Here is a 20,569-nt window from a genome sequence, read left to right on the forward strand (position 1 = left end):
TTACTAATAATCGCTTGACCTAAGCGATATGCCTATTAAATAAAAAATTTCTATCTGAATGCGGATTTATCAACTAAAGGGTTGAAAGGATAACTAAATTAATCCGTGTCAAGTGATAGACTCTAAATGTCAACTTACGTAAACCTTTTCTTGTCCTCCTCGATATGTTGAACTCTCCATTACGTGAAGTACCCCGTAATCAGCGAGCCGATGTCATCCCCTTAAAGCAAGAGTCCTCTTTATTGGACTGGTTGCAAACCAACGGTAGGATCATCACGCGTGACGTTCACGAACCGGATTTTCAAGATGACGAAGAAGAAATAGACTCCCTAATGGGTGTAGAAGATGGAATTGGCTACGACCTGGATGATGATGACGATATAGGAATCGCCGAGGATTAGCCTTTTCAGGCTAGGGACTTGGTAGTATCCCTAGTTCCTGGTATTCAGTTTTATAAGTGTGGAGTGAAGGGAAACTTCTGTGGACGCTAAATTATCTCCTGAGCAAGGATTAAACATTTCTGGAATCGTTCTAGCCTCTTTATTAGCTGTAGGGCTATGTACAACAGCATTTTTCTTAGATTCGATGGCCAATAGGCTACCCTGGCAAAGTGTGTCGTTAACCCTGCCACTAATTTTGTGTGCGCTGGGTTCAGGTGCCGTGGGCTATTGGGTAATACCCCTACTTCAAGCACTCAAAACTGGACAAATAATCCGCGAAGATGGGCCCCAAGCTCATTTAAAAAAGGCAGGCACCCCAACAATGGGCGGTATATTTTTTATACCTGTATCTGTGCTGCTTGCCTGTATATTGTCTAACTTTTCTAAAGAGGTGCTTGCAGTTTCGGCTTTGACAATCAGCTATGGATTGATTGGCTGGCTCGACGATTGGCAAATTCTGCGCCGTAAATCAAATAAAGGTATATCTCCCCGAACGAAACTGGCTTTGCAGGTAAGCTTTGCGGCTGTGTTTTGTCTATGGCTGATGTTTAATCAACCTTCTAATATTACAAATATTGCTTTGCCTTGGGTGAGCTTCACACTACCCTTAGGATTCCTATTTTGGCCTTTAGCAGGTTTTGTGTTAGTTGCAGAAAGTAATGCGACTAATTTAACAGATGGTATTGATGGTTTGGCAGCAGGAACAGTAGCGATCGCACTTTTGGCTTTAGGTGCTTTAGTCGCGCCTACAGCACCAGGGTTAATGGTTTTCTGTGCTGCTTTAAGCGGTGGGTGCTTAGGTTTCTTAGCCCATAATCGTAATCCAGCCCGCGTTTTCATGGGAGATACCGGTTCTTTAGCACTAGGCGGCGCTTTAGCGGCTGTAGCACTATTGACAAACACCTTAGTAGCTCTGTTCATTCTCAGTGGTATCTTCTTCGTAGAAACTCTTTCAGTGATGGCGCAGGTAAGTTATTACAAAGCCACCAAAGGCCCTGATGGCAAAGGCAAGCGCCTCTTCAAAATGGCACCCTTACACCATCATTTAGAACTGACTGGCTGGTCAGAATTGCAAGTGGTTGGAGTATTCTATGTCATCGCTGCTATATTGGCTGCCATCTGCTTGGCGTAGGCGCAGCCAGCCGCAGGCATCGCTCCATTCTGAATCGTTTAAAAAACTGCTCGAATACAAAATGACAACTCCCACATCTTCAGGGAGTTGTTTGTTTTATACAGAAAATTTATGAGTTTCTGATTTCATGCTGGAAAGTTTGACACTTGATACCGACTGATATCATGTCCGCCTAATTAGTTATAATTCCCGCATCTGTGCAAAAAGCGCAAAAGCCTCTTTCCCCCTGCCCCCTGCCCCCTGCGGTCTAAATGATAAGTCTTTAACCGGACACGATATGAAGGGCTGCTTATTTACCACTTGAGGTTTTTTGAATTATCAATTAATAATAGTTGTTTACATACTCCATAACCCGATTCTTCCCTGTTCGCTTTGCCTCAAGCATCGCTTGATTTGCCCGATCTAGAAAATCCTTAACCGTAATCCCTGGTTCTGATACAGCTATTCCAAAAGAAGCAGTAATGCTTTCGAGAATACGATCGCCGTCCTTCAATTGCATTTGTTCAATATCTATCCTGAGTTGTTCTACTCGCTTTCTGAGGGTTTCCAGCGTCATATTAGGCATCACAATCACAAATTCTTCACCACCCCATCTGCAAGGAATATCAAAAGAGCGAATAGATTTTAACAGCAGCTTTGCTAATCCTTGGAGAACAATGTTGGCAGTTACGTGCCCATAGCGCGAGTTGTAGGATTTGAAGTTATCAATATCAAGGAAAATAACACTAAGAGGTTGTCCCAACCTTTCAGCTTCGGCTAGCCTCTGTTCCGTTATGCTTTGCATATAGCTTTGATTGAATAGTTGGGTCATCCCATCCCGCAAGCTATCATGGGTTAGACGTTGTTTGATCGATAGATTATTCAGTGCAATACCTAATGTTCTAGCAATAATCTCAGTAATTTGTTGAGCTTCTGGACTGATTTCTTCAAGCGTATCGATGTGTAAGATTCCAACTACTTCGCCTTGTCCAAACAATGGAACACACAAATGTGTGCCGCTAAGAGGCTGTATTAAGTGACTGCACATTAGTCCTGAATTATTATGGGGCGATAAAAGGTTTAATTTTCCTCTCCGCAATGCCCAACAATCGGATAATGAAAATATTTCTTTACTGCTTCTTTGACCTCCCCAAAAACTATTCATCTGAACATAATTCTTGGAATTAGCAATTATATAGATAGAACCACTCATCTTAGGAAATAGCTTAGAACACGTTAAAGCGACCACTTGATACATCTCATCTTCAGACTCGCAGGAATAAAGCATATCCGCCATATCTGAGAGATAGATAAGTTCTCGTTTTTTTGCCTCTAATTCCAGTGCTTTTTCTTCTAACTGCCGATTTAAATCAGTTAGCGATCGCTGTGCTTCTATAGATTCTGTAATGTCGATACTGATCCCACCAATACGGTAAGCGCCCGTTGCGTAATCGTTAAACGGAAACTTAAACGATAGCCAGTAGCACGGCTGATCATGACCAGGCATCTTTACCTCTTCAATCAGCCTTAAGGGGCGTACAGTCCTCAAAACGACTTGATCGTTTTCCATTACCCGTCGCGCCTCTTCTGGATCTGTCAAAACTTCACTATCTGTTTTTCCCACCCATTCTTGGGGATTTACCGAAAATCTAGACTGTATTTCCTGGTTGTAGTAGAGCATTCTGGATTGCTCATCTTTGATATAGGCTAGAAATGGCCCCTGATCTAGGAATAGCCGTTGCATCTGCTGGCTGCGTTGAAGTTCGCGGGTATCTTCTTGAGATTTCGCGATCGCCTCTACAATTTGATAAGCGGTTGGCATCATGTAGAGTAAAGCAGACAAGGAAACAAACGCCATTACATCAAGTACACCTAAGTGCAACAGCGACACTACCGAATGTGGTTCAAAGATCGCCAGAAGGTGATGAAATCCGCAAAATAGTACGAATCCACCTGATAAGAAAAAGGCTAGCCAAAACTTAGAAGGGATAGTTGCCTTAGTTTTAGCAAAGAAAACCCCTATTACTGTAGGGATGCCAAAGTATGAAAATGCAGTAATGCTGTGAGCAATTATGCAATTCCAGTAAATAGGCTCCATTGTTGACCTGATATTAATATTTCGTCCGATTCACTATAATTCTGGGTAGCCTGAAAATGTAAGCATAGAAAGGATGATTTCACTGCCTCATGCCTTAGTTTTACCTGATTCAGCAAGAAGGCTTACACTGAACTGTCAGGTCAGTGTAGCTAGTTCACAAAAGTTATCATGGTAACTTTTTGAAAGGCTGCTTATTTCACTTCCTTACAAACCTGACTTACCAAGTGAGTGAGTTCGGGCAAAATCAGTTTTTCCATTGCCAGGCGCACAGCATTACTGGAACCAGGAAGCGAGAAGATTAATTTATTTTGATAAACACCAGCAACAGCGCGAGAAGCGATCGCCCGCGAACCAATTTCTTGATAACTTAAAAAACGAAATAACTCACCAAATCCCGGTAAGGTTTTCTCTAATAACTTCTCAATAGCATCGTAGGTGGTATCTCTTGGTGCAATACCTGTACCACCACTGAAAATTACAGCATCCAAATTTGAGCTTTTACCCAGATTTTCTATCTGCCCTTGAATTTGTGTTGGTTCATCTTTGATAATCGTGTAGGCTCCTATAGCATGATTTGCACCAAGGAGTAACTGCTGAATTAGCTGGCCACTTTTGTCTGTTTCCAAAGTGCGTGTATCGCTGACAGTAACCACAGCACAAGTTACCTTAATTCTAGACGAGTCTGGGTGGGGTTGTGGCATTGTAGGTCAGTCATGAACTTTTGATCGTGGATAATTGGAGATGGCGAATGGCGCATTGGGCATGACAATAATTACCGATGGCCCAATGCTCTATGCCTTATGCCCTATGCCTCATTTTTGCTCAGTCCCAGATCGTTTTCTTCAGCATACCGCTCCATGAAGCGCATAAAGCGCTCCCATTCTTGGGCAGATTTCATCACGTAAAGTGCTTCTAATGCTTCCGGTTTACCGTTGATAAATTTAGCTTTAACTTCACGGGTAATTATCTCCCCTTCTTCGTCAATCAGGTACATCCCCGTAATATCTTCGGTGCTACCTTGATCTAAAATCTTAGGATTCGTAAAAATAAATGTCGCTGTACCACTGTCGCCAGTGCGCGATCGCGTCAAGCGCACCTCTGGAGTTACTTCTTCGTCAAGACCTTTAGAAAACTGGATTTTCGCCATGATGAATGAATTTAAACTTTTGTGATGGTTAATTTAATATTCTCTCATCAATTAGAACACCACGGTCTAGAGGCTACTGTTATTCATTTTCTAGTGTATATACTTAAATTGCTTCTTTTTCAAGTAACAAAGTTACGGGGCCATCATTTTCAATTGTAACTTGCATCATTGCACCAAATTGACCTGTTTCCACCTGCAAACTGCTAGCTTTTAGCTTGGCAACAAAACGATTATACAAATCTTCTGCTGATTGGGGAGCGGCTGAACGGTCAAAAGAAGGACGGCGACCTTTGCGACAATCACCATAAAGGGTAAACTGACTGACTACCAACAAATCACCGCCAATTTCGTGTACAGATTTTTGCCAGCGATCGTCTCCTTGTTGGTCAGGAAACAGCCGTAATTCTAAGCACTTACGCACCATCCAGTCGATTTCAGCATCAGTATCGGTATTGGCTATACCTACGAGCAAATTTAGCCCCCGCCCAATTTTGCTGATAATTTCACCATTAACTGTAACTTGAGATGATTTGACTCGCTGGATAACAACGCGCATTTTAACTAATTCGTAATTCGTAATTATTGGCGAAACACTCGCGCGTAAACGCAGGGGAGTGAGGAAGCGATGTCTACAACGGGCTACGCTTACGGTATTCTCTCATTTTCATTGCTCAAAATCGATGGCGGAGCCATTGGGAATGCATTCCCAGGTGGAACCTGGGAACGAGTACGAATATTAAACTCCTAACTCCTAACTTTTGTACAGACGTGATTAATCGCGTCTCTCCTAACTTTTATTTGCCAAATCCTTTACCGCGAGAGGTTGAAGGTAGACAAATGCAGTTTTCGAGTTGAGTAATTAAAGCTTCGCGATCCAAATTTTGACCAATCAGCACTAGCTGATTTTTCAATTGACCTTGCCATTCATCATCATCCAAGGTGAAGCGTTTACCGCAAAGGTGGAAAATATGACGCTTCGGACTTTCATCAAACCACATAATCCCCTTCGCTCGGAAGATATTTGAGGGTAGCTGGTTATCTAAGAAATACTGAAACTTCCTAATAGAAAAAGGCTTATCACTTTGGAAAGAGATGGAAGTAAAACCATCATTTTCTAAATGGTCAGAATGATGGTGGTGATGGTGGTCATGGTCATGATGATCGTGACCGCATGTGGAGTGATCGTGATCATCATGATCGTGATGTTCATGATCGTGATGGTCGTGTTCATCCACCACTGTGTCAAAATATTTATCAGACTCAAACAGACCAACACTGAGAATTAACGGAAGTGGCACTTGCGATCGCGTGGTGCGGAGAATTCTCGCTCCTTCCTTAACTTCGTTAATTTTTGTTTCTAACTCATTCAAAGTGGCTTCATCAACCAAATCAGTCTTGTTCAGCACAATTACATCACCATAGGCAATCTGGCTGTATGCTGCCTGAGAGTTAAATAAATCTAGGCTGTAATTTGCCGCATCTACTACGGTAATAATCGAATCTAAACGAGTTAAATCTCGCAATTCTGTACCCAGAAATGTTAAAGCTACTGGTAGCGGATCTGCCAATCCAGTTGTTTCTACTACTAGATAATCTAGATTTTCTTGGCGTTCTAAAACTTTGTAAACTGCATCTACCAAATCATTATTAATAGTGCAGCAGATACAACCATTATTTAGCTCCACCATGTTCTCACCAGTGGAAACAATTAGCTCGTTATCGATGCCAATTTCGCCAAATTCATTCACTAGAACAGCGGTTTTTAAACCCTGTTGGTTGTTGAGGATATGATTGAGTAAAGTCGTCTTGCCACTACCTAGGAAACCCGTAATAATTGTTACTGGCATTCCTTGTTTGGGCGTATCCATTGCCGAAGATTCGGGTGTAACTGCTGATTGCATAGCGCTGTTATCAAATAGTCAAAAAATAGTAATGTAGCGCAGATAGTCCAGAAAACACTAGCATAGGGATGCTGGACTGTCATCCCAGCTGCTTTACCCTATTATTACGTATCTCCTTATTTCAGCATTACTCTGTTATGACCCTAACCCTTTACAATACCCTCACCCGTCGTCAAGAACCGTTTGAAACAGTCGAACCAGGCAAGGTTAAGATGTATTACTGCGGCGTGACGGTGTACGACTACTGCCATTTGGGTCATGCGAGAGCTTGCATTGTTTGGGACGTAATCCGCCGATACCTCCAGTTTATCGGCTATGAAGTGCGATATATCCAAAATTTTACCGATATTGATGACAAGATTCTCAATCGAGCCTGTGTTGAACATTCATCAATGGAAGCTGTAGCCGATCGCTTTATCAAAGCATATTTTGAGGATATGGCGCGGCTGGGAATCAAAGAAGCTGATGAATATCCCCGCGCTACCCATACGATGAATGGCATTCAGCGGTTAATTCATGAATTGGAAAATAAGGGTTTTGCTTACCCTGCTGACGGCGATGTGTATTATGCAGTACGGCAGTTTGCTGAGTATGGCAAGCTTTCTGGACGCAAGTTAGAAGATATGCAAGCCGGGAAAAGCGATCGCGTCAACGTAGAAGATCCAGAATATCAGAAAAAGAAAGATCCCTTTGATTTTGCCTTGTGGAAAGCAGCAAAACCAGGAGAACCTGCTTGGGAGTCACCGTGGGGCGCAGGTCGTCCAGGGTGGCACATTGAATGCTCGGCAATGGTGCGCGATCGCTTGGGCGATACCATAGATATTCATGCTGGTGGTGCTGACTTAATTTTTCCTCATCACGAAAACGAAATTGCCCAATCTGAGGCTGTCACAGGAAAACCCCTGGCGCGTTACTGGTTGCATAACGGCATGGTGAAAGTAGATGGTGAAAAAATGTCCAAATCTTTGGGCAACTTTATCACTATTCGAGAATTACTGGATCGAGGAGTTGACCCGATGGCAGTGCGGTTGTTCGTGCTGACCGCTCAATATCGCACACCCATAGATTTTACAGACGAAGCGATCGCCGCAGCAACCAACGGTTGGCACACCATTAAAGAAGGTTTACTCTTCGGCTACCAATACGGCAAACAACTAGGCTGGGGAGTGGGAACTGCTCCACTACTCGCTGAAACTGTTGAACGCTTTCAAGAAACTGTGAATAACGACTTTAATTTTCCTGGTGGGTTAACAGTTCTGTTTGAATTAGCCAAAGAGCTGCGCCGTGAGGGAAATATTATTGTGCATGAAGGGAAAACCGAAACTTCCCCTGATGAGTTACAGCATCAATGGCAAACTCTTGTCACATTGGCTGGAGTTTTGGGTTTAGAAGCCGAGATAGAAGCTGAAACTGACAAGAGTAGTGGTTTAAGCGATGCGGAAATTGAAGCGAAAATTCAGCAAAGGCAAGAAGCACGTAAAGGCAAAAATTTTGCCGAAAGCGATCGCATTCGTGACGAACTCCAAGCAGAAGGTATTACGCTAATTGATAGCCGTGATGGTACACGCTGGCACCGAAATTAAATTTTAAATTCTTATGTGGATTACTCTAAAAAAAGCGATCGCTAGTTTCGATATTCCTGCTGATTGGATCGGTATCAGAGCCGTAAAGGAGACTTCTACAACTCGTTCAGTCCGTGACGGCTTACCCCAGGTAAATGGCAAATCCTTCACTATAGGAGCCATGCTGGAAGTTTTGGTAAATGGTTGTCTGGGTTATGCAGCAACTAACTCGCTGGAACTGTCTTCCCTACAAGCTGCTGCCCAAACAGCTTATAAACAGGCACTAGCGGCCACTGAATGGTGGATACATCCCTTCCGTGAAAGTGAGCGCCCGAAAGTGGTTGGTGAATATAAATCTCCATTCCTTGAGCCATTAGATGCTTTGAGTCCTGGAGAAATCAACGATTTACTGGTTCGGATTTGCCAAACGCTGAAAGTTGACGACAAGATTGTGCAAACTATAGCCAGTGCTAGCACCATTGAGAGGGAGTCTTGGTTTATTAGCAGCAACGGCTCAGAAGTCTATCAAAAAACTCTATCTATAGGCACTCATTATGGAGCCACCGCCCAAGATGGGGTGGTTGTACAGCAACGCAGTAACAATGGTTCTCAGGCAAACTGTTATCAAGGTGGATTAGAACTTTTAAAACAAGAAAACTTATGGCATCGGGTGCGGCAAATTGGCGAACAAGCAGTAGAACTCTTGACAGCAGAGGAATGTCCTAGCACCCGTACCAATTTAGTTTTAGCCCCAGATCAAATGATGCTGCAAATCCATGAAAGTGTCGGGCATCCTCTAGAAATTGACCGAATTTTGGGAGATGAGCGTAATTATGCTGGGGGTAGCTTCGTTAATAAAAGTGATTTTGGCAACCTAGTATATGGTTCGCCGCTGATGAACATTACTTTTGATCCCACCGTGCCTGGTGAATTTGCTAGCTATGGCTTTGATGATACCGGTGCTGTAGCAACGCGGGAGTATTTGGTTAAAGAAGGTGTACTCCAGCGAGGTGTAGGCAGTCTGGAGAGTCAAGCAAGAGCAGGTGTACCAGGAGTTGCCTGTGCCCGTGCTTCTTCATGGAATCGACCTGCGATCGATCGCATGGGTAACTTGAATTTAGAACCTCTAAACGCCAGCTTTGAAGACATTATTGGCGGGATAGAACACGGCGTTTACATGGAATCTAACCGTTCTTGGTCAATTGACGATCGCCGCTACAAATTTCAATTTGGTTGCGAGTACGCTAAATTAATTGAAAATGGTAAACTCACCAAAACCCTCCGCAATCCTAACTATCGCGCCACAACACCAGAGTTTTGGCACAGCTTAATCCAAGTAGGAAATGCTGACAACTGGCAAATGTATGGTACTCCTTATTGTGGTAAAGGAGAACCAAATCAGGCTATTTGGGTAGGACATGGTTCACCTGTTTGTGTATTTGCTAATGTCGAAGTTTTTGGTGGAGGAACTTGAAAAAGTGCTAATTGCAAAGTTAGGAGCGGAGAATGTCCGGCTTCGCTCCTAACTCTCATCCCCTCTCTTTATTTCCCTATTAATATTTAATATCCATGAAAATTGAGGAATTATCTGCGTTAGAAGTCAGCTTTAATCAACTGATTGAAACTCTGCTGATTAAAAAAGGCGAAAGTGAACAATTCACTGTAAAACTCAGCAGTGAAAGAAGTCAATTTATTCGTTTTAATCATGCAAAAGTGCGCCAAACTGGTTGTGTTGCTGATGGTTGGATCGAACTGACTTTGATGGCAGATCAGCGTAGCAGTGTTCGGCAGTTTCCCTTTACTGGAAATTGGGACGTAGATTGGCAGTTAGCATATGCCGCTTTGCAAGAACTACGTGACGAACTTATTCTATTACCCATCGATCCATATCTAGTTTTGCCATCAGGAAATAATTCCAGTCGAGAAGTACATTCTGGGAATTTATTAGCGGCGGAAGCAGTAGTACCAACTCTGCTAGAATTAGTTGCTGAATTGGATTTTACAGGGATCTATGCAGGGGGAGTAGTAGTTAAAGCTTATGGTGATTCCAACGGACAAAAACACTGGTTTGCTACTGATTCTTTTACCTTAGATTATTCTTTATTTTCTACCTCTGGACAAGCAGTTAAGGGCACATTTGCAGGAAGTGATTGGGATGAATCTGCTTATATAGCCAAAATCGGCGAAGGCAAAAAGCAACTCGAATTGCTTTCTCGCCCAGCGAAAGAATTGCCGCGGGGACAATACAAAACTTATTTTGCACCTGCTGCTGTTGCAGATTTATTATTAATGCTTTCTTGGGGAGCAGTCAGCGAAGCTGATATCCAACAAGGAAATAGTGCTTTAGCTGCTTTATCGCGTCAAGAAAAACAACTGTCTCCAAGATTTAGTTTGAAAGAAAACTTTCATCGGGGATTAGTGCCGCGATTTAATGAATTAGGAGAAATAGCAGCACCGGAGTTACCTGTAATAGAAAAAGGACATTTGGTAAATACTTTGGTGAATTCTCGGACTGCTAAGGAATATCAAAAAATTGCCAACGGTGCTAATAGTTCAGAGACTTTACGAGCGCCAGAAGTGAGTACTGGAAATTTAGTATTTGAGCAGATTCTTCCGAGTTTAGATACAGGATTATATGTATCGAATTTACATTACTTGAATTGGAGCGATCGCCAAACTGGTAGAATCACAGGTATGACCCGTTATGCTTGTTTTTGGGTAGAAAACGGAGAAATTATTGCTCCCATTGAAAACTTACGTTTTGATGAAAGTCTCTATCGCTTCTGGGGAGAAAACTTAGTAGCTTTGACAGATTTTCAAGAATTCATTCCCGAAGTAGGTACATATGATAGTCGTCAACTTGGAGGTAGTTTAGTTCCAGGTATGCTGGTAGAAGATTTTACTTATACCCTGTAATTAGATATTAAATTGCGTCAATGGGTAGGTGTTGGCGTAAGCTAAAATTTTAAACCTATTCAGAGGTAGATTTAGCTTCGAGTATAGAAACGCAAAAGTCTTCTTTGATAAAAATTGCTGGGTTAAGCAATAGCGAAACCCAACCTATAATTTTTCCCCATCTCTCGTTAAAACTCCTATCTTTTTTTGCCAGGAGGTGAATTGCGTTGTGTGAGGTTATCAATTTGCAATTGTTGTCGTCCGTTGGTGATAATTCGCAACATATCCTTAAGATCCTGCTCAATATTTCCCAGGATGCCATCGGCGTATGCATCAGCCCCATCTTCAATTTCTTGAGCGTGAGCGATCGCAGTTTGTCGCATTTGGTCTAACTCTTGCTGACAAGCATACCGCTTACGGTCCATCTCGGCGAGGGTTTCTTGCATTATTGCTTCACACTCTTGTTGCACTTGTCGCCGCAGTTGTTCAGCTTCTTGTTCTGCTTGGTGAATAATATCGCTTTCAGCTAAAATTTGCGCTCTTTTTGCTTGCGCGGCCTCAACAACCTGCTGTCCATACTCTTCCGCTTCCAGGAGAATTTCGTCCTTTTGGTCGAGGATAGCTGCTGCTTCTTGAAAAAGTGATGGTAAGGCAAGCCGGATGTAATCAAGCTGATCCAGTAGCTTTTCTTCATCTATGAGAGTGCGTCCCGTCAGCGGAATCCTGAGACTAGAGAGAACCATTTCCTCTAGACGGTTGAGTTCCTGCTGAATATCTATGCTTCCCTCTCCACTGAGATACTCTTGAGGGGGGGGATTGCTTCCGTTGAGATTGGGTTCAACATTGGAGATTTGTGATTGTAGCATTGGTATATATCTAGGGCAATGTGTGGGGGAACGAGATGATCGATAGAGCCACCAAACCTTGCAATCTCTTTTACCACACTACTACTTAAAAAACTATACTCATTTGAGGTTGCAAGAAAAACTGTTTCTATTTGGGTAGAAAGAGTTTTATTGGTGTGAGCCATTTGCAGTTCCACTTCAAAATCTGACACAGCCCGTAAACCCCGCAGCAAAACTTGTGCTTGTCGCATTTGGGCATAGTTAACGGTAAGACCATCAAAGCTGTCTACATCTACATTAGGTAGATGTTGTGTAGAAAGACTGATCTGATCTAGCCGTTGCTGCACGCTAAAAAGTGGCATTTTGTTGGGGTTCCGCAGTACAGCGACAATTACCCGCTCAAACAGCCGACTACCGCGCTGAATGAGGTCAAGGTGTCCCAAGGTGATGGGGTCGAAGCTACCAGGATAAATAGCAATCACAATTTTAGATATATCAAAGTTGTTTAGGTGATTATATCGAAACTCTTTTGTGTAACTTACTCAAATCTACCATCTTGCGCTCTGAGTAAGGATGCTAAACTCAATTGTTTTGGTGGTACAAGTTATGCTCAACTAGGCGTTAGGAACTAGACTCCTAAATATGGATACTGGTTTTTTACCTATGTCCCCACAATTTTGTGGAGAATTGAAGTGCAGTTCCAGTATTCAAGACCAAAGAAACTCCGTACTTAGCAAAGTGCGCGGGTAGTTAACGAACTTTTCTAGGTAATTTTTCATGGCACTGGATTTTTCCACCTTGCCTTTGGCGTTTCAATTTACTTCTCCAGGACCGATTCTGGTGAAAATAGGGCCATTAACTATCCGCTGGTATGGCTTATTGATTGCCACAGCAGTGTTAATTGGCGTAATCCTTTCCCAGCATTTGGCAAAGCGTCGTAATGTTAATCCTGAGTTGCTAGGCGATTTGTTCTTTTGGTTGTTGATTGGAGCAATTCCTGGCGCACGGCTATATTACGTTTTCTTTGAGTGGCCAAAATATGCCCCAACTCCAGGAAAAATCTTTGCTATCTGGGAAGGAGGTATTGCCATTCATGGAGCAATTCTTGGTGGCGTTTTGGCTGCGTTAATCTTTGCCAAAATTAAGCAGGTTTCTTTCTGGCAACTAGCAGATTTAGTAGCGCCTTCGCTGATTTTAGGGCAGGCGATCGGGCGTTGGGGCAATTTCTTTAATTCTGAAGCTTTTGGCGATCCTACTAATTTACCTTGGAAACTGTATATTCCACCAGACCATCGTCCTCTAGAATATGCGAGTTTTGATTACTTTCATCCCACCTTCCTGTACGAATCTCTATGGGATTTAGCGGTGTTTGCACTGCTCATAACGTTGTTTTTCCGGTCTTTATCCGGTAAGCCACGTTTGAAGGTAGGCACGCTGTTTCTAGTTTACTGGCCAGCCTACAGCTTAGGACGCTTGTGGATCGAAGGTTTTCGCACTGATAGCTTGATGCTGGGACCGTTACGGATGGCACAAGTAGTCAGTAGTCTAGGAATTTTATTTGGATTAGCTGGATTAGCTTGGCTTTACTTACTCAAACGCCCTTTACCCGATGTAGTTCCTACTCCTAAGGGAGATGGGGAGATGAGGGGATGAGGAAGTAGGGGGAGCAGGGGAAGTAAAGAATAACTAATGCCCAATGCTCAATATTCAAAAAATAAAAAATGCCCCAGAGTATTCTCTAGGGCTTAACCAGGGTGCATCTACCATTACTCTCTACTAGGGAAAGAGGGTGAATCCGGAAAGATACTGAGAAAATATCAAAAAAGTTTTTTGAGGGATTGCCGTGTGTTCTTCTAAAAGTGAATATACAGAAAACCTGAGTTATGATAAAACACTATATGCCATAGAACCGTCTGTGTATATTGTCGGAGCAGGTCCTGGAGATCCTGATTTATTAACGGTGAAGGCGCAGAAGCTACTGGCTGTTGCTGATGTGATTTTATTTGCTGATTCTTTAGTACCTGAACAGATTTTAGAACTTTGCCGAAAAGATGCGGAAATAATTAGGACTGCTAATCAGACTTTAGAAGAGATTTTGTCAATCATGATCGATAGGGTGCGATCGCAGCACAAATCTCTAGTCCGTCTCCATTCTGGCGATCCTAGTCTCTACAGCGCCATCCACGAGCAAATGCACCTCCTCGCAGAGGCAAATATTCCTTTTGAAGTCATCCCAGGTATCAGCGCTTTTCAAGCCGCTGCTGCCAAACTCAAAGTAGAACTGACTGTCCCCGGTTTAGTCCAAACCATCATTTTGACCCGCATCAGTGGACGTACAGAAGTCCCCGCTACCGAAGAATTAGCTACTCTTGCAGCACATCAGGCTAGCCTCTGCTTATATCTCAGTGCGCGTCATGTTGAAAATGCCCAAGCCAAACTACTCGAACATTACCCAGCCGAAACCCCTATTGCAATTTGCTTTCGCATCGGATGGCCCGATGAAAAAATCAAGGTTGTCCCCCTGAATGAAATGGCAGACTGCACTCATAAAGAAAAACTAATCCGCACTACACTTTATATAATTAGTCCAGCCCTCTCAACAGCAAAAGGGCGATCGCGTTTATACCATCCCGAACATAGTCATCTATTTCGCTCATCTCATAACTAAATGTTGGGCATGGCGCATTGGGCATTGAAAAAATACAAAGGGGCAGGGTGCTGCTCTTGCAGAGGGAAAACTCTTCTCCCTTGCTTCCCTACATCTCCCCATTGCCTCACCTAACGATAAACTTAACAATGTGAATAAAATCCCAAATCCCAATTCGGTATTATGCCATTAATTAAAGTGCAAACTTCTGCATCGGCTCCTCAAAAAGCTGAAATTGAATCAATGCTTTTAAACCTATCAGCCAAGTTAGCGAAACATTTGGGAAAACCAGAATCCTATGTAATGACTGCTTTTGAGCCAGGAATTCCTATGACTTTTGCAGGGAATACAGAACCAGTTTGCTACATTGAAATTAAAAGCATCGGCACAATGAAGCCAGATCAAACCGCAGCAATGAGTCAGGACTTTTGCCAGCAGATTAACCAAACTCTAGGTGTGCCGAAAAATCGAATTTATATAGAATTTGCAGACGCTAAAGGTGCAATGTGGGGCTGGAACGGCACAACCTTTGGGTAATTTCCCGTCTTCTTTGGTCAAGTCTAAGTTAATCTCGCAGGTGTAGGATAGAGATCCTACATCAACTCTTGATTTTTTATGTCTGCTACGCCTTTTGTATCTCAAGTTGAGTTACACAACCCAGCAAAATCAGAATTAATTCCCCCTCTTCTCGGTGCTTCTCTTACGGAGTTAAGTGCTTGGGTGGAGCAGCAAGGACAACCTACTTACAGAGCAAAGCAGCTGCATGAATGGATCTATGACAAGGGAGTGCGATCGCTAGCTGATATTTCTGTCTTCTCCAAGCAATGGCGTGCACAAGTAGCAGAAATCCCCATTGGGCGTTCAACTTTACATTACCGCTCTGAAGCACCCGATGGCACAGTCAAATATCTTTTGCGATTAGCAGACGATCAAGTTATTGAAACTGTTGGTATCCCCACCTTTGCAGAAAGGGGAGAAGGCCCAAAAGCCCGTTTGACAGTTTGCGTTTCTACTCAGGTGGGTTGCCCAATGGCATGTGATTTCTGCGCTACTGGTAAGGGAGGCTACAAGCGCAACCTAGCACGGCATGAAATTGTCGATCAGGTGTTAACTGTGCAAGAAGATTTTCAGCAACGGGTTAGTAATGTCGTATTCATGGGACTAGGTGAACCGTTGTTGAATACTGAGAATGTCCTAGCAGCCCTGAAATCCCTGAATCAAGATATCGGTATTGGGCAGCGATCGCTTACAGTTTCTACAGTTGGTATTCGTGATCGCATTCGTCAGTTCGCGCAAAACAATTTGCAAATCACTCTCGCTGTTAGTCTCCACGCACCCAACCAAGCGCTGCGGGAAAAACTCATCCCCAGCGCCCGCGCCTATCCTTTAGAAGATTTGTTGGCTGAATGTCGAGAATATGTAGAAATCACTGGACGCCGCGTTACCTTTGAATATGTTCTCCTTGCTGGTGTCAACGATTTACCAGAACATGCATTGGAACTTTCAAAATGTATGCGAGGATTTCAAAGTCATGTGAATTTGATTCCTTACAATCCTATCCAAGAAGTGGATTACAAACGCCCCAACCGCGATCGCATTCAAGCATTTGTGAACGTCCTTAAGCAGCAAAATACTGCTGTTAGTGTCCGTTATTCCCGTGGTTTAGAAGCCGATGCGGCTTGTGGACAACTGAGAGCAAGTAAGAATTAAACCTCTTGCAGACAATTTTATGAATAAACATGGAACCGCAGATAAACACAGATGTCTCCTGAGAACTGATCTCTGTTTATCTATGGTGTAAAACCGCCTGAAATCCTTTTTTTAAACTATCTACCGCAGGTAGATGGATTACGGAAATCCGGCAAACCATGTAAAAAATTTGAATGTATAATTTGATTAAGATGCATATCTAAAAAACGAGATTTTTATGCAAAATCAAGATAATGCACTGAATATAAGCTTGATTTAGAAAGCTATTTTCAATGCACTGATATTTAGCTGTTTCAAGCCCCTGCCTTTATGTATAGGGCAATAATAATGTTGTCATTTTAAAGGTTTAGCGATCGCTAAACCCAACCTATAACAATTGAGGAAATAACTGCATGTTGAACCGCTTATTAATGGTTAAAGCATGGCTACTATTGATTGTGCTTGCCAAAGCTTTATCGATTAATTCTCCTGCCTATGCACAAATAATTCAGCCAAATCCTCAACAAACTGAGTCCTTTCAACAAAGAATGAGGCGACAACAAGAAGAGCGAAATCAGCAAACACAAGAGCAATTTAAGGAAACATGGCTACGGCTATACCTCCAGCAACCACAATTACAACAACAACTGAGAATACAACAGCAAGAATTTACACAACAACGACAAGAACTAAGACGCCAGCAACAACTGAGACTACAACAAGAAGAATTGACACGACAACGCCAAGATTTTACACGACAGCAACAACTAAGAATACAACAGCAACAACTCAGACAAGATCAACAAATTAGACAACAGCAAGAATTGAGATTACAAGAACAGAGACGACAGCAACAACTTAGACAACAGAAGGACAACCTGTGAAGTGTTCAAAGTTTATGATAAGTAACTTTATTATTAAAAATTAGAGAATATTTTCTCCAATTTTTAATTTTTAATTACTAGCGCTGCTGTGCATAAATTCCTGGTGCATAAGCCTCGATGACTTTGCCAGTGCGAGTGCAACTAATCATCAAGTAGTCACAACTAGGGCATTGTGTCCGAGTTAATTGACTATCAGAAATATAATAACGTTCTGCTTGGCAGCCGCAATTTGGGCAGTAAATTTTTTGTACTGTCTGCATTTTAAAACCCCTGGTTGTAACTATCTTTTATTTGGTCTTTTATTTGGGAAAACTGCCAGTTAAACTAGCAAAAATTTTGGTTTGACCTAACTTAACAAACGGCGCTAATATTGGCTGATTATTTTAAACAAAATTTCAGGTTTGAAAACTTTTTCATATCTCTATCTATTATCCTCTAATTTAAGTGATTTTACCCTCCTACTTTAGATACATAAATTAATTTTTAATTAAATACTGCTTAGTTATTTACTGATCCCTATGAGGAATGCCTTGAGAAAGCCTTATTTATAGTCATTTCAGACGAATACAAAAAAAGCCGTTCTTGTATTCAAAAATTAAAACCAGGAAATTACTGTATATTTAGTAACAAAATATTTATCTTAAGATTTAGTTAATATTCGCTAACAAGATTTATGAGATTAAATTGTGGTGAGATAATTTAATCAAAACTACCGCACTTATCAAAGACCGTAAATTTACGGTTTCTATACAGCTTAAATTCTCACAGACAACCTTAATTAAATCATCTGTAAGAGTGGAACTAGTAAACTATGGCAGAAGTTTACCTACCTTAAACAAGGGGATTTTGCCCCTTGTTTAAACCCCAAGTCTTGTTGAGATGGTAACTGGATTTACGCCGTGTTGTACTAATCTCCTCAAGCAGGATGAAAATAATCGTAAATTTCTTGAGCTAAACGCGGCCCGATTCCTGGAACCTCAGCGAGTTGTGGGGTTGTTGCTTGCCGAATATAATCAACTGAGCGAAAATGCCCTAGTAGCTGCTTTTGTCGATGATGTCCTAAGCCAGGAATTTCATCTAAACGCGATCGCTTCAATTTATCACTGCGTTGCTGACGATGGAAACTCACTGCAAATCGATGCGCTTCATCCCGCAACCGCCGCAACAATTGCACCCCTGGTTGTTCTGCATCAGTTGTCAAGGGTTTAGATTCTCCCGGTAAAAAAATCTCTTCTCGCTGCTTCGCTAAACTTACAACTCGCAAGTCTTCTAATAAATTCATCTCTTGCAAAACGGCGACAACTGATGATAATTGACCTTTACCGCCATCAATCATGATTAAATCAGGCCAATCTGGATTACCCAAACGTGACAACTGTGTATCTTCCCCATACTTGCGGAACCGCCGCCCAATAACTTCAGCAAGACTAGCAAAATCATCTGAATGTCCCGCCGTTACAGTGGGATTTTTTATTTTGTAGTGGCGATAGTGCTGTTTGGCGGGTAAACCGTCGATAAACACAACTTGGGAAGCTACAGCATTTGACCCTTGAATATGGGAAATGTCATAACCTTCGATGCGGTGGGGTACATCTGGTAAATCGAGAATGGCTGCTAAATCTTGCATTGCTTGGTGATTGCGATCGCCAAATTTTTGCATTCTTTGCAATTCATACTGGGCATTTCGCTCTACCATCTCAATTAATTCTGCCTTAGTTTGCCGTAAAGGAGTCAAAATTGTGACTTTTTTGCCTTTACGTTGAGTTAAGACATCTGCCAATATCTCGCCATCTGGTAAATCATGCTGCACCAAAATTTCTAAAGGTATTTCCACTGAGTCAGCAGTTTGGTAATGTTCTTCTAAAGCTCGTTGTAAAATAGCTCCCGGTTCTGCATGAGCATCCGCCACAAAGGCTAAACGTCCTACTAATTGCCCAGCGCGAATCTGGAATAGTTGAATACAGGCGTGCTGTTCGTTGGCTGCCAGTGCGATCGCATCTCGTGAAACTGTATCATCTGGTAAGGAAACTTTTTGGTCAGCCGTCAGCGACTTTAATCCAGAAATTTGATCGCGAATCCGCGCTGCTGACTCAAAGTTTAGCGCCTCAGCTGCTGCGTTCATCTGTTGAGTCAAAATATCAATCAGTTCCTGAGTTCGCCCTTGGAAGACCATCGCTATTTTTTGCACAATTTTGCGATATTCTTCTGGTGAAATCATCTGTTGACACACGCCCGGACAACGCCCTAAATCATAATTTAAGCAAGGACGGTCTTTAAAAAGTGGTTGAGGTCGTTGTCGCTGTGGAAAGATCCGCTTGCAGATGCGGACAATCTCTCGCAATAAACCAGCATCAGTATAAGGCCCGTAAAATTTATCCTTTTCTTTGCCAAATTGGCGTTTACGGGTAATAAAAATTCGAGGATAATCTTCTGACCAAGTGATGCAGAGATAGGGATATTTTTTATCATCTTTGAGCAGCACATTAAAGTATGGTTGGTGCTGCTTGATCAAATTGGCTTCTAGCGCTAGGGCTTCGGCTTCAGTATCAGTGACAATGAATTCAATTTCTGTCACCAACTTAACCATCGTGGCTATGCGTTCAGTCTTGTTGTAGCCATCTCGAAAATAGGAACGGACACGCGATCGCAACTTACGTGATTTACCTATATATATAATGCGATCGCTCCTGTCCCGCATGAAATAAACCCCCGGTTCCGGTGGAATTTCGGCTAGACGATTTTCCAGTCGTTCTGGCTCTTTAACCAGTGGTAAAATTTGAGTAGATATTGTCACAACCAAAATTAGGTAATCTTTCTCTATTTTAAGAAAAATTATTTTTTCGTGCCGATTTAACAGAGTTATTATCAAGTAAATATAAAGTAGGCAGGCTTTTAGTCCACACACAGAGAAGTCTATAGACGTTTCTGCGGCTTTCCCGCAGGGGGGCTTGGTTTCCGACCTAGTACAGCAAGCATGGCGTAAATCCAGCTACCATCTCAATTAACAAGGCTGGGGATACAATCCCCTTTTTAAATAAAACTATGTAACTTCTGCCACAGCGTACTAGATGCCCTGCTGTAAGCATCAACACTTTGGAGCAGACGAAAGTTTGTCTTCATTCCGCGGCTAGTACTGTCAGAATAAAAACTTGGCTTTTTGAATCTATAATTAAGATTTTAAAATCGATAAACTTTTCTTATTTGAAAATTCATTTTTATATACAAATTATTTTTTATTGATTTAGTTAAGCTTTTATTTTTATTATTAAAGTTAATTATTCTTTTAAATATCGATTATATAAATGTCATATAAAAATTGTTGTTGAACAATAATTCTGGCTTTTAGATGA

Annotated in this window: 20 protein-coding genes; 11 read left to right on the plus strand and 9 right to left on the minus strand. The window is 42.1% G+C overall.

Going from position 1 to position 20,569, the window contains the following annotated elements; translation table 11 throughout:
• The first annotated feature begins 164 nt into the window (after positions 1-164).
• Both F8R90_RS31030 and mraY read left to right on the plus strand, forming a co-directional pair.
• Positions 165-401: a DUF3134 domain-containing protein gene (locus tag F8R90_RS31030; protein WP_196513920.1), complete on the plus strand. Its 237-nt coding sequence runs from the start codon at positions 165-167 to the stop codon at positions 399-401.
• Between the two features lie 79 nt (positions 402-480).
• Positions 481-1,572: a phospho-N-acetylmuramoyl-pentapeptide-transferase gene (gene mraY, locus F8R90_RS31035; protein WP_196513921.1), complete on the plus strand. Its 1,092-nt coding sequence runs from the start codon at positions 481-483 to the stop codon at positions 1,570-1,572.
• A gap of 322 nt (positions 1,573-1,894) precedes the next feature.
• On the opposite strand, the gene F8R90_RS31040 is transcribed toward mraY, so the two are convergent.
• From F8R90_RS31040 to dtd, 4 genes are all read right to left on the minus strand, one after another.
• A complete protein-coding gene (locus F8R90_RS31040) occupies positions 1,895-3,649 on the minus strand; it encodes a diguanylate cyclase (protein ID WP_196513922.1) in 1,755 nt (584 codons plus the stop codon).
• Between the two features lie 191 nt (positions 3,650-3,840).
• Positions 3,841-4,350, minus strand: coding sequence for a MogA/MoaB family molybdenum cofactor biosynthesis protein (locus F8R90_RS31045; RefSeq protein WP_196513923.1), 510 nt, complete (start codon positions 4,348-4,350; stop codon positions 3,841-3,843).
• A gap of 104 nt (positions 4,351-4,454) precedes the next feature.
• Positions 4,455-4,796, minus strand: coding sequence for a photosystem II reaction center protein Psb28 (gene psb28, locus F8R90_RS31050; RefSeq protein ID WP_190898585.1), 342 nt, complete (start codon positions 4,794-4,796; stop codon positions 4,455-4,457).
• A gap of 103 nt (positions 4,797-4,899) precedes the next feature.
• A complete protein-coding gene (gene dtd / locus F8R90_RS31055) occupies positions 4,900-5,352 on the minus strand; it encodes a D-aminoacyl-tRNA deacylase (RefSeq protein ID WP_196513924.1) in 453 nt (150 codons plus the stop codon).
• 69 nt (positions 5,353-5,421) lie between these two features.
• On the opposite strand from dtd, the gene F8R90_RS33625 reads away from it, so the two are divergent.
• Positions 5,422-5,544: a hypothetical protein gene (locus tag F8R90_RS33625; RefSeq protein ID WP_269141819.1), complete on the plus strand. Its 123-nt coding sequence runs from the start codon at positions 5,422-5,424 to the stop codon at positions 5,542-5,544.
• A gap of 46 nt (positions 5,545-5,590) precedes the next feature.
• On the opposite strand, the gene F8R90_RS31060 is transcribed toward F8R90_RS33625, so the two are convergent.
• Complete coding sequence (locus tag F8R90_RS31060; protein WP_196513925.1) at positions 5,591-6,697, minus strand: CobW family GTP-binding protein; 1,107 nt, start codon at positions 6,695-6,697, stop codon at positions 5,591-5,593.
• A 137-nt stretch (positions 6,698-6,834) separates the two neighbouring features.
• Here F8R90_RS31060 and cysS point away from each other — a divergent pair, with 137 nt between their 5' ends.
• The 3 genes from cysS to F8R90_RS31075 all read left to right on the plus strand — a co-directional run bounded on the left by cysS (position 6,835) and on the right by F8R90_RS31075 (position 11,175).
• The gene (cysS, locus tag F8R90_RS31065; RefSeq protein WP_196513926.1) at positions 6,835-8,280 is read left to right on the plus strand and encodes a cysteine--tRNA ligase; all 1,446 of its coding nucleotides are present in this window, start codon (positions 6,835-6,837) and stop codon (positions 8,278-8,280) included.
• Positions 8,281-8,293: 13 nt separating this feature from the next.
• Complete coding sequence (locus F8R90_RS31070) at positions 8,294-9,733, plus strand: TldD/PmbA family protein (RefSeq protein ID WP_196513927.1); 1,440 nt, start codon at positions 8,294-8,296, stop codon at positions 9,731-9,733.
• A 95-nt stretch (positions 9,734-9,828) separates the two neighbouring features.
• A complete protein-coding gene (locus F8R90_RS31075) occupies positions 9,829-11,175 on the plus strand; it encodes a TldD/PmbA family protein (RefSeq protein ID WP_196513928.1) in 1,347 nt (448 codons plus the stop codon).
• Between the two features lie 176 nt (positions 11,176-11,351).
• Here the strand turns inward: F8R90_RS31075 and F8R90_RS31080 are convergent, their stop codons facing one another.
• Both F8R90_RS31080 and coaD read right to left on the minus strand, forming a co-directional pair.
• Positions 11,352-12,020, minus strand: coding sequence for a DivIVA domain-containing protein (locus tag F8R90_RS31080; RefSeq protein WP_196513929.1), 669 nt, complete (start codon positions 12,018-12,020; stop codon positions 11,352-11,354).
• Positions 11,930-12,481 (minus strand): pantetheine-phosphate adenylyltransferase, encoded by a 552-nt coding sequence (gene coaD, locus F8R90_RS31085; protein WP_190898571.1) that lies wholly within the window; start codon positions 12,479-12,481, stop codon positions 11,930-11,932. Before coaD ends, F8R90_RS31080 begins: the two co-directional genes overlap by 91 nt.
• Before the next feature lie 295 nt (positions 12,482-12,776).
• On the opposite strand from coaD, the gene lgt reads away from it, so the two are divergent.
• From lgt to F8R90_RS31110, 5 genes are all read left to right on the plus strand, one after another.
• Complete coding sequence (gene lgt, locus F8R90_RS31090) at positions 12,777-13,652, plus strand: prolipoprotein diacylglyceryl transferase (protein ID WP_196513930.1); 876 nt, start codon at positions 12,777-12,779, stop codon at positions 13,650-13,652.
• A 190-nt stretch (positions 13,653-13,842) separates the two neighbouring features.
• Positions 13,843-14,667, plus strand: coding sequence for a precorrin-4 C(11)-methyltransferase (gene cobM / locus F8R90_RS31095; RefSeq protein WP_196513931.1), 825 nt, complete (start codon positions 13,843-13,845; stop codon positions 14,665-14,667).
• A gap of 162 nt (positions 14,668-14,829) precedes the next feature.
• Complete coding sequence (locus F8R90_RS31100; RefSeq protein WP_196513932.1) at positions 14,830-15,183, plus strand: phenylpyruvate tautomerase MIF-related protein; 354 nt, start codon at positions 14,830-14,832, stop codon at positions 15,181-15,183.
• 78 nt (positions 15,184-15,261) lie between these two features.
• The gene (gene rlmN, locus F8R90_RS31105) at positions 15,262-16,356 is read left to right on the plus strand and encodes a 23S rRNA (adenine(2503)-C(2))-methyltransferase RlmN (RefSeq protein WP_196513933.1); all 1,095 of its coding nucleotides are present in this window, start codon (positions 15,262-15,264) and stop codon (positions 16,354-16,356) included.
• 392 nt (positions 16,357-16,748) lie between these two features.
• A complete protein-coding gene (locus F8R90_RS31110; RefSeq protein WP_196513934.1) occupies positions 16,749-17,219 on the plus strand; it encodes a hypothetical protein in 471 nt (156 codons plus the stop codon).
• Positions 17,220-17,296: 77 nt separating this feature from the next.
• Here F8R90_RS31110 and F8R90_RS31115 read toward each other — a convergent pair whose 3' ends face one another.
• Both F8R90_RS31115 and uvrC read right to left on the minus strand, forming a co-directional pair.
• Positions 17,297-17,479, minus strand: a complete 183-nt coding sequence (locus F8R90_RS31115) for a replication restart DNA helicase PriA (protein ID WP_190898562.1) — start codon at positions 17,477-17,479, stop codon at positions 17,297-17,299.
• A 656-nt stretch (positions 17,480-18,135) separates the two neighbouring features.
• Entirely contained in the window at positions 18,136-20,013 is a 1,878-nt protein-coding gene (gene uvrC, locus F8R90_RS31120; protein ID WP_196513935.1) for an excinuclease ABC subunit UvrC, read from the minus strand.
• Positions 20,014-20,569 lie beyond the last annotated feature (556 nt).

This window comes from Nostoc sp. NZL (genome assembly GCF_015714705.1).
Classification (GTDB): domain Bacteria; phylum Cyanobacteriota; class Cyanobacteriia; order Cyanobacteriales; family Nostocaceae; genus Nostoc; species Nostoc foliaceum_A.

Excerpts from the sequence above, each read along its gene's own strand:
- F8R90_RS31100 (WP_196513932.1), top strand. The coding sequence starts at position 14,830 with ATGCCATTAATTAAAGTGCAAACTTCTGCATCGGCTCCTCAAAAAGCT.
- F8R90_RS31075 (WP_196513928.1), top strand. The coding sequence starts at position 9,829 with ATGAAAATTGAGGAATTATCTGCGTTAGAAGTCAGCTTTAATCAACTG.
- F8R90_RS33625 (WP_269141819.1), top strand. The coding sequence starts at position 5,422 with ATGTCTACAACGGGCTACGCTTACGGTATTCTCTCATTTTCATTGCTC.
- psb28 (WP_190898585.1), bottom strand. The coding sequence starts at position 4,796 with ATGGCGAAAATCCAGTTTTCTAAAGGTCTTGACGAAGAAGTAACTCCA.
- F8R90_RS31030 (WP_196513920.1), top strand. The coding sequence starts at position 165 with ATGTTGAACTCTCCATTACGTGAAGTACCCCGTAATCAGCGAGCCGAT.
- dtd (WP_196513924.1), bottom strand. The coding sequence starts at position 5,352 with ATGCGCGTTGTTATCCAGCGAGTCAAATCATCTCAAGTTACAGTTAAT.
- cysS (WP_196513926.1), top strand. The coding sequence starts at position 6,835 with ATGACCCTAACCCTTTACAATACCCTCACCCGTCGTCAAGAACCGTTT.
- F8R90_RS31070 (WP_196513927.1), top strand. The coding sequence starts at position 8,294 with ATGTGGATTACTCTAAAAAAAGCGATCGCTAGTTTCGATATTCCTGCT.
- F8R90_RS31060 (WP_196513925.1), bottom strand. The coding sequence starts at position 6,697 with ATGCAATCAGCAGTTACACCCGAATCTTCGGCAATGGATACGCCCAAA.
- rlmN (WP_196513933.1), top strand. The coding sequence starts at position 15,262 with ATGTCTGCTACGCCTTTTGTATCTCAAGTTGAGTTACACAACCCAGCA.
- F8R90_RS31080 (WP_196513929.1), bottom strand. The coding sequence starts at position 12,020 with ATGCTACAATCACAAATCTCCAATGTTGAACCCAATCTCAACGGAAGC.
- F8R90_RS31045 (WP_196513923.1), bottom strand. The coding sequence starts at position 4,350 with ATGCCACAACCCCACCCAGACTCGTCTAGAATTAAGGTAACTTGTGCT.
- F8R90_RS31115 (WP_190898562.1), bottom strand. The coding sequence starts at position 17,479 with ATGCAGACAGTACAAAAAATTTACTGCCCAAATTGCGGCTGCCAAGCA.
- F8R90_RS31110 (WP_196513934.1), top strand. The coding sequence starts at position 16,749 with ATGTTGAACCGCTTATTAATGGTTAAAGCATGGCTACTATTGATTGTG.
- F8R90_RS31040 (WP_196513922.1), bottom strand. The coding sequence starts at position 3,649 with ATGGAGCCTATTTACTGGAATTGCATAATTGCTCACAGCATTACTGCA.
- lgt (WP_196513930.1), top strand. The coding sequence starts at position 12,777 with ATGGCACTGGATTTTTCCACCTTGCCTTTGGCGTTTCAATTTACTTCT.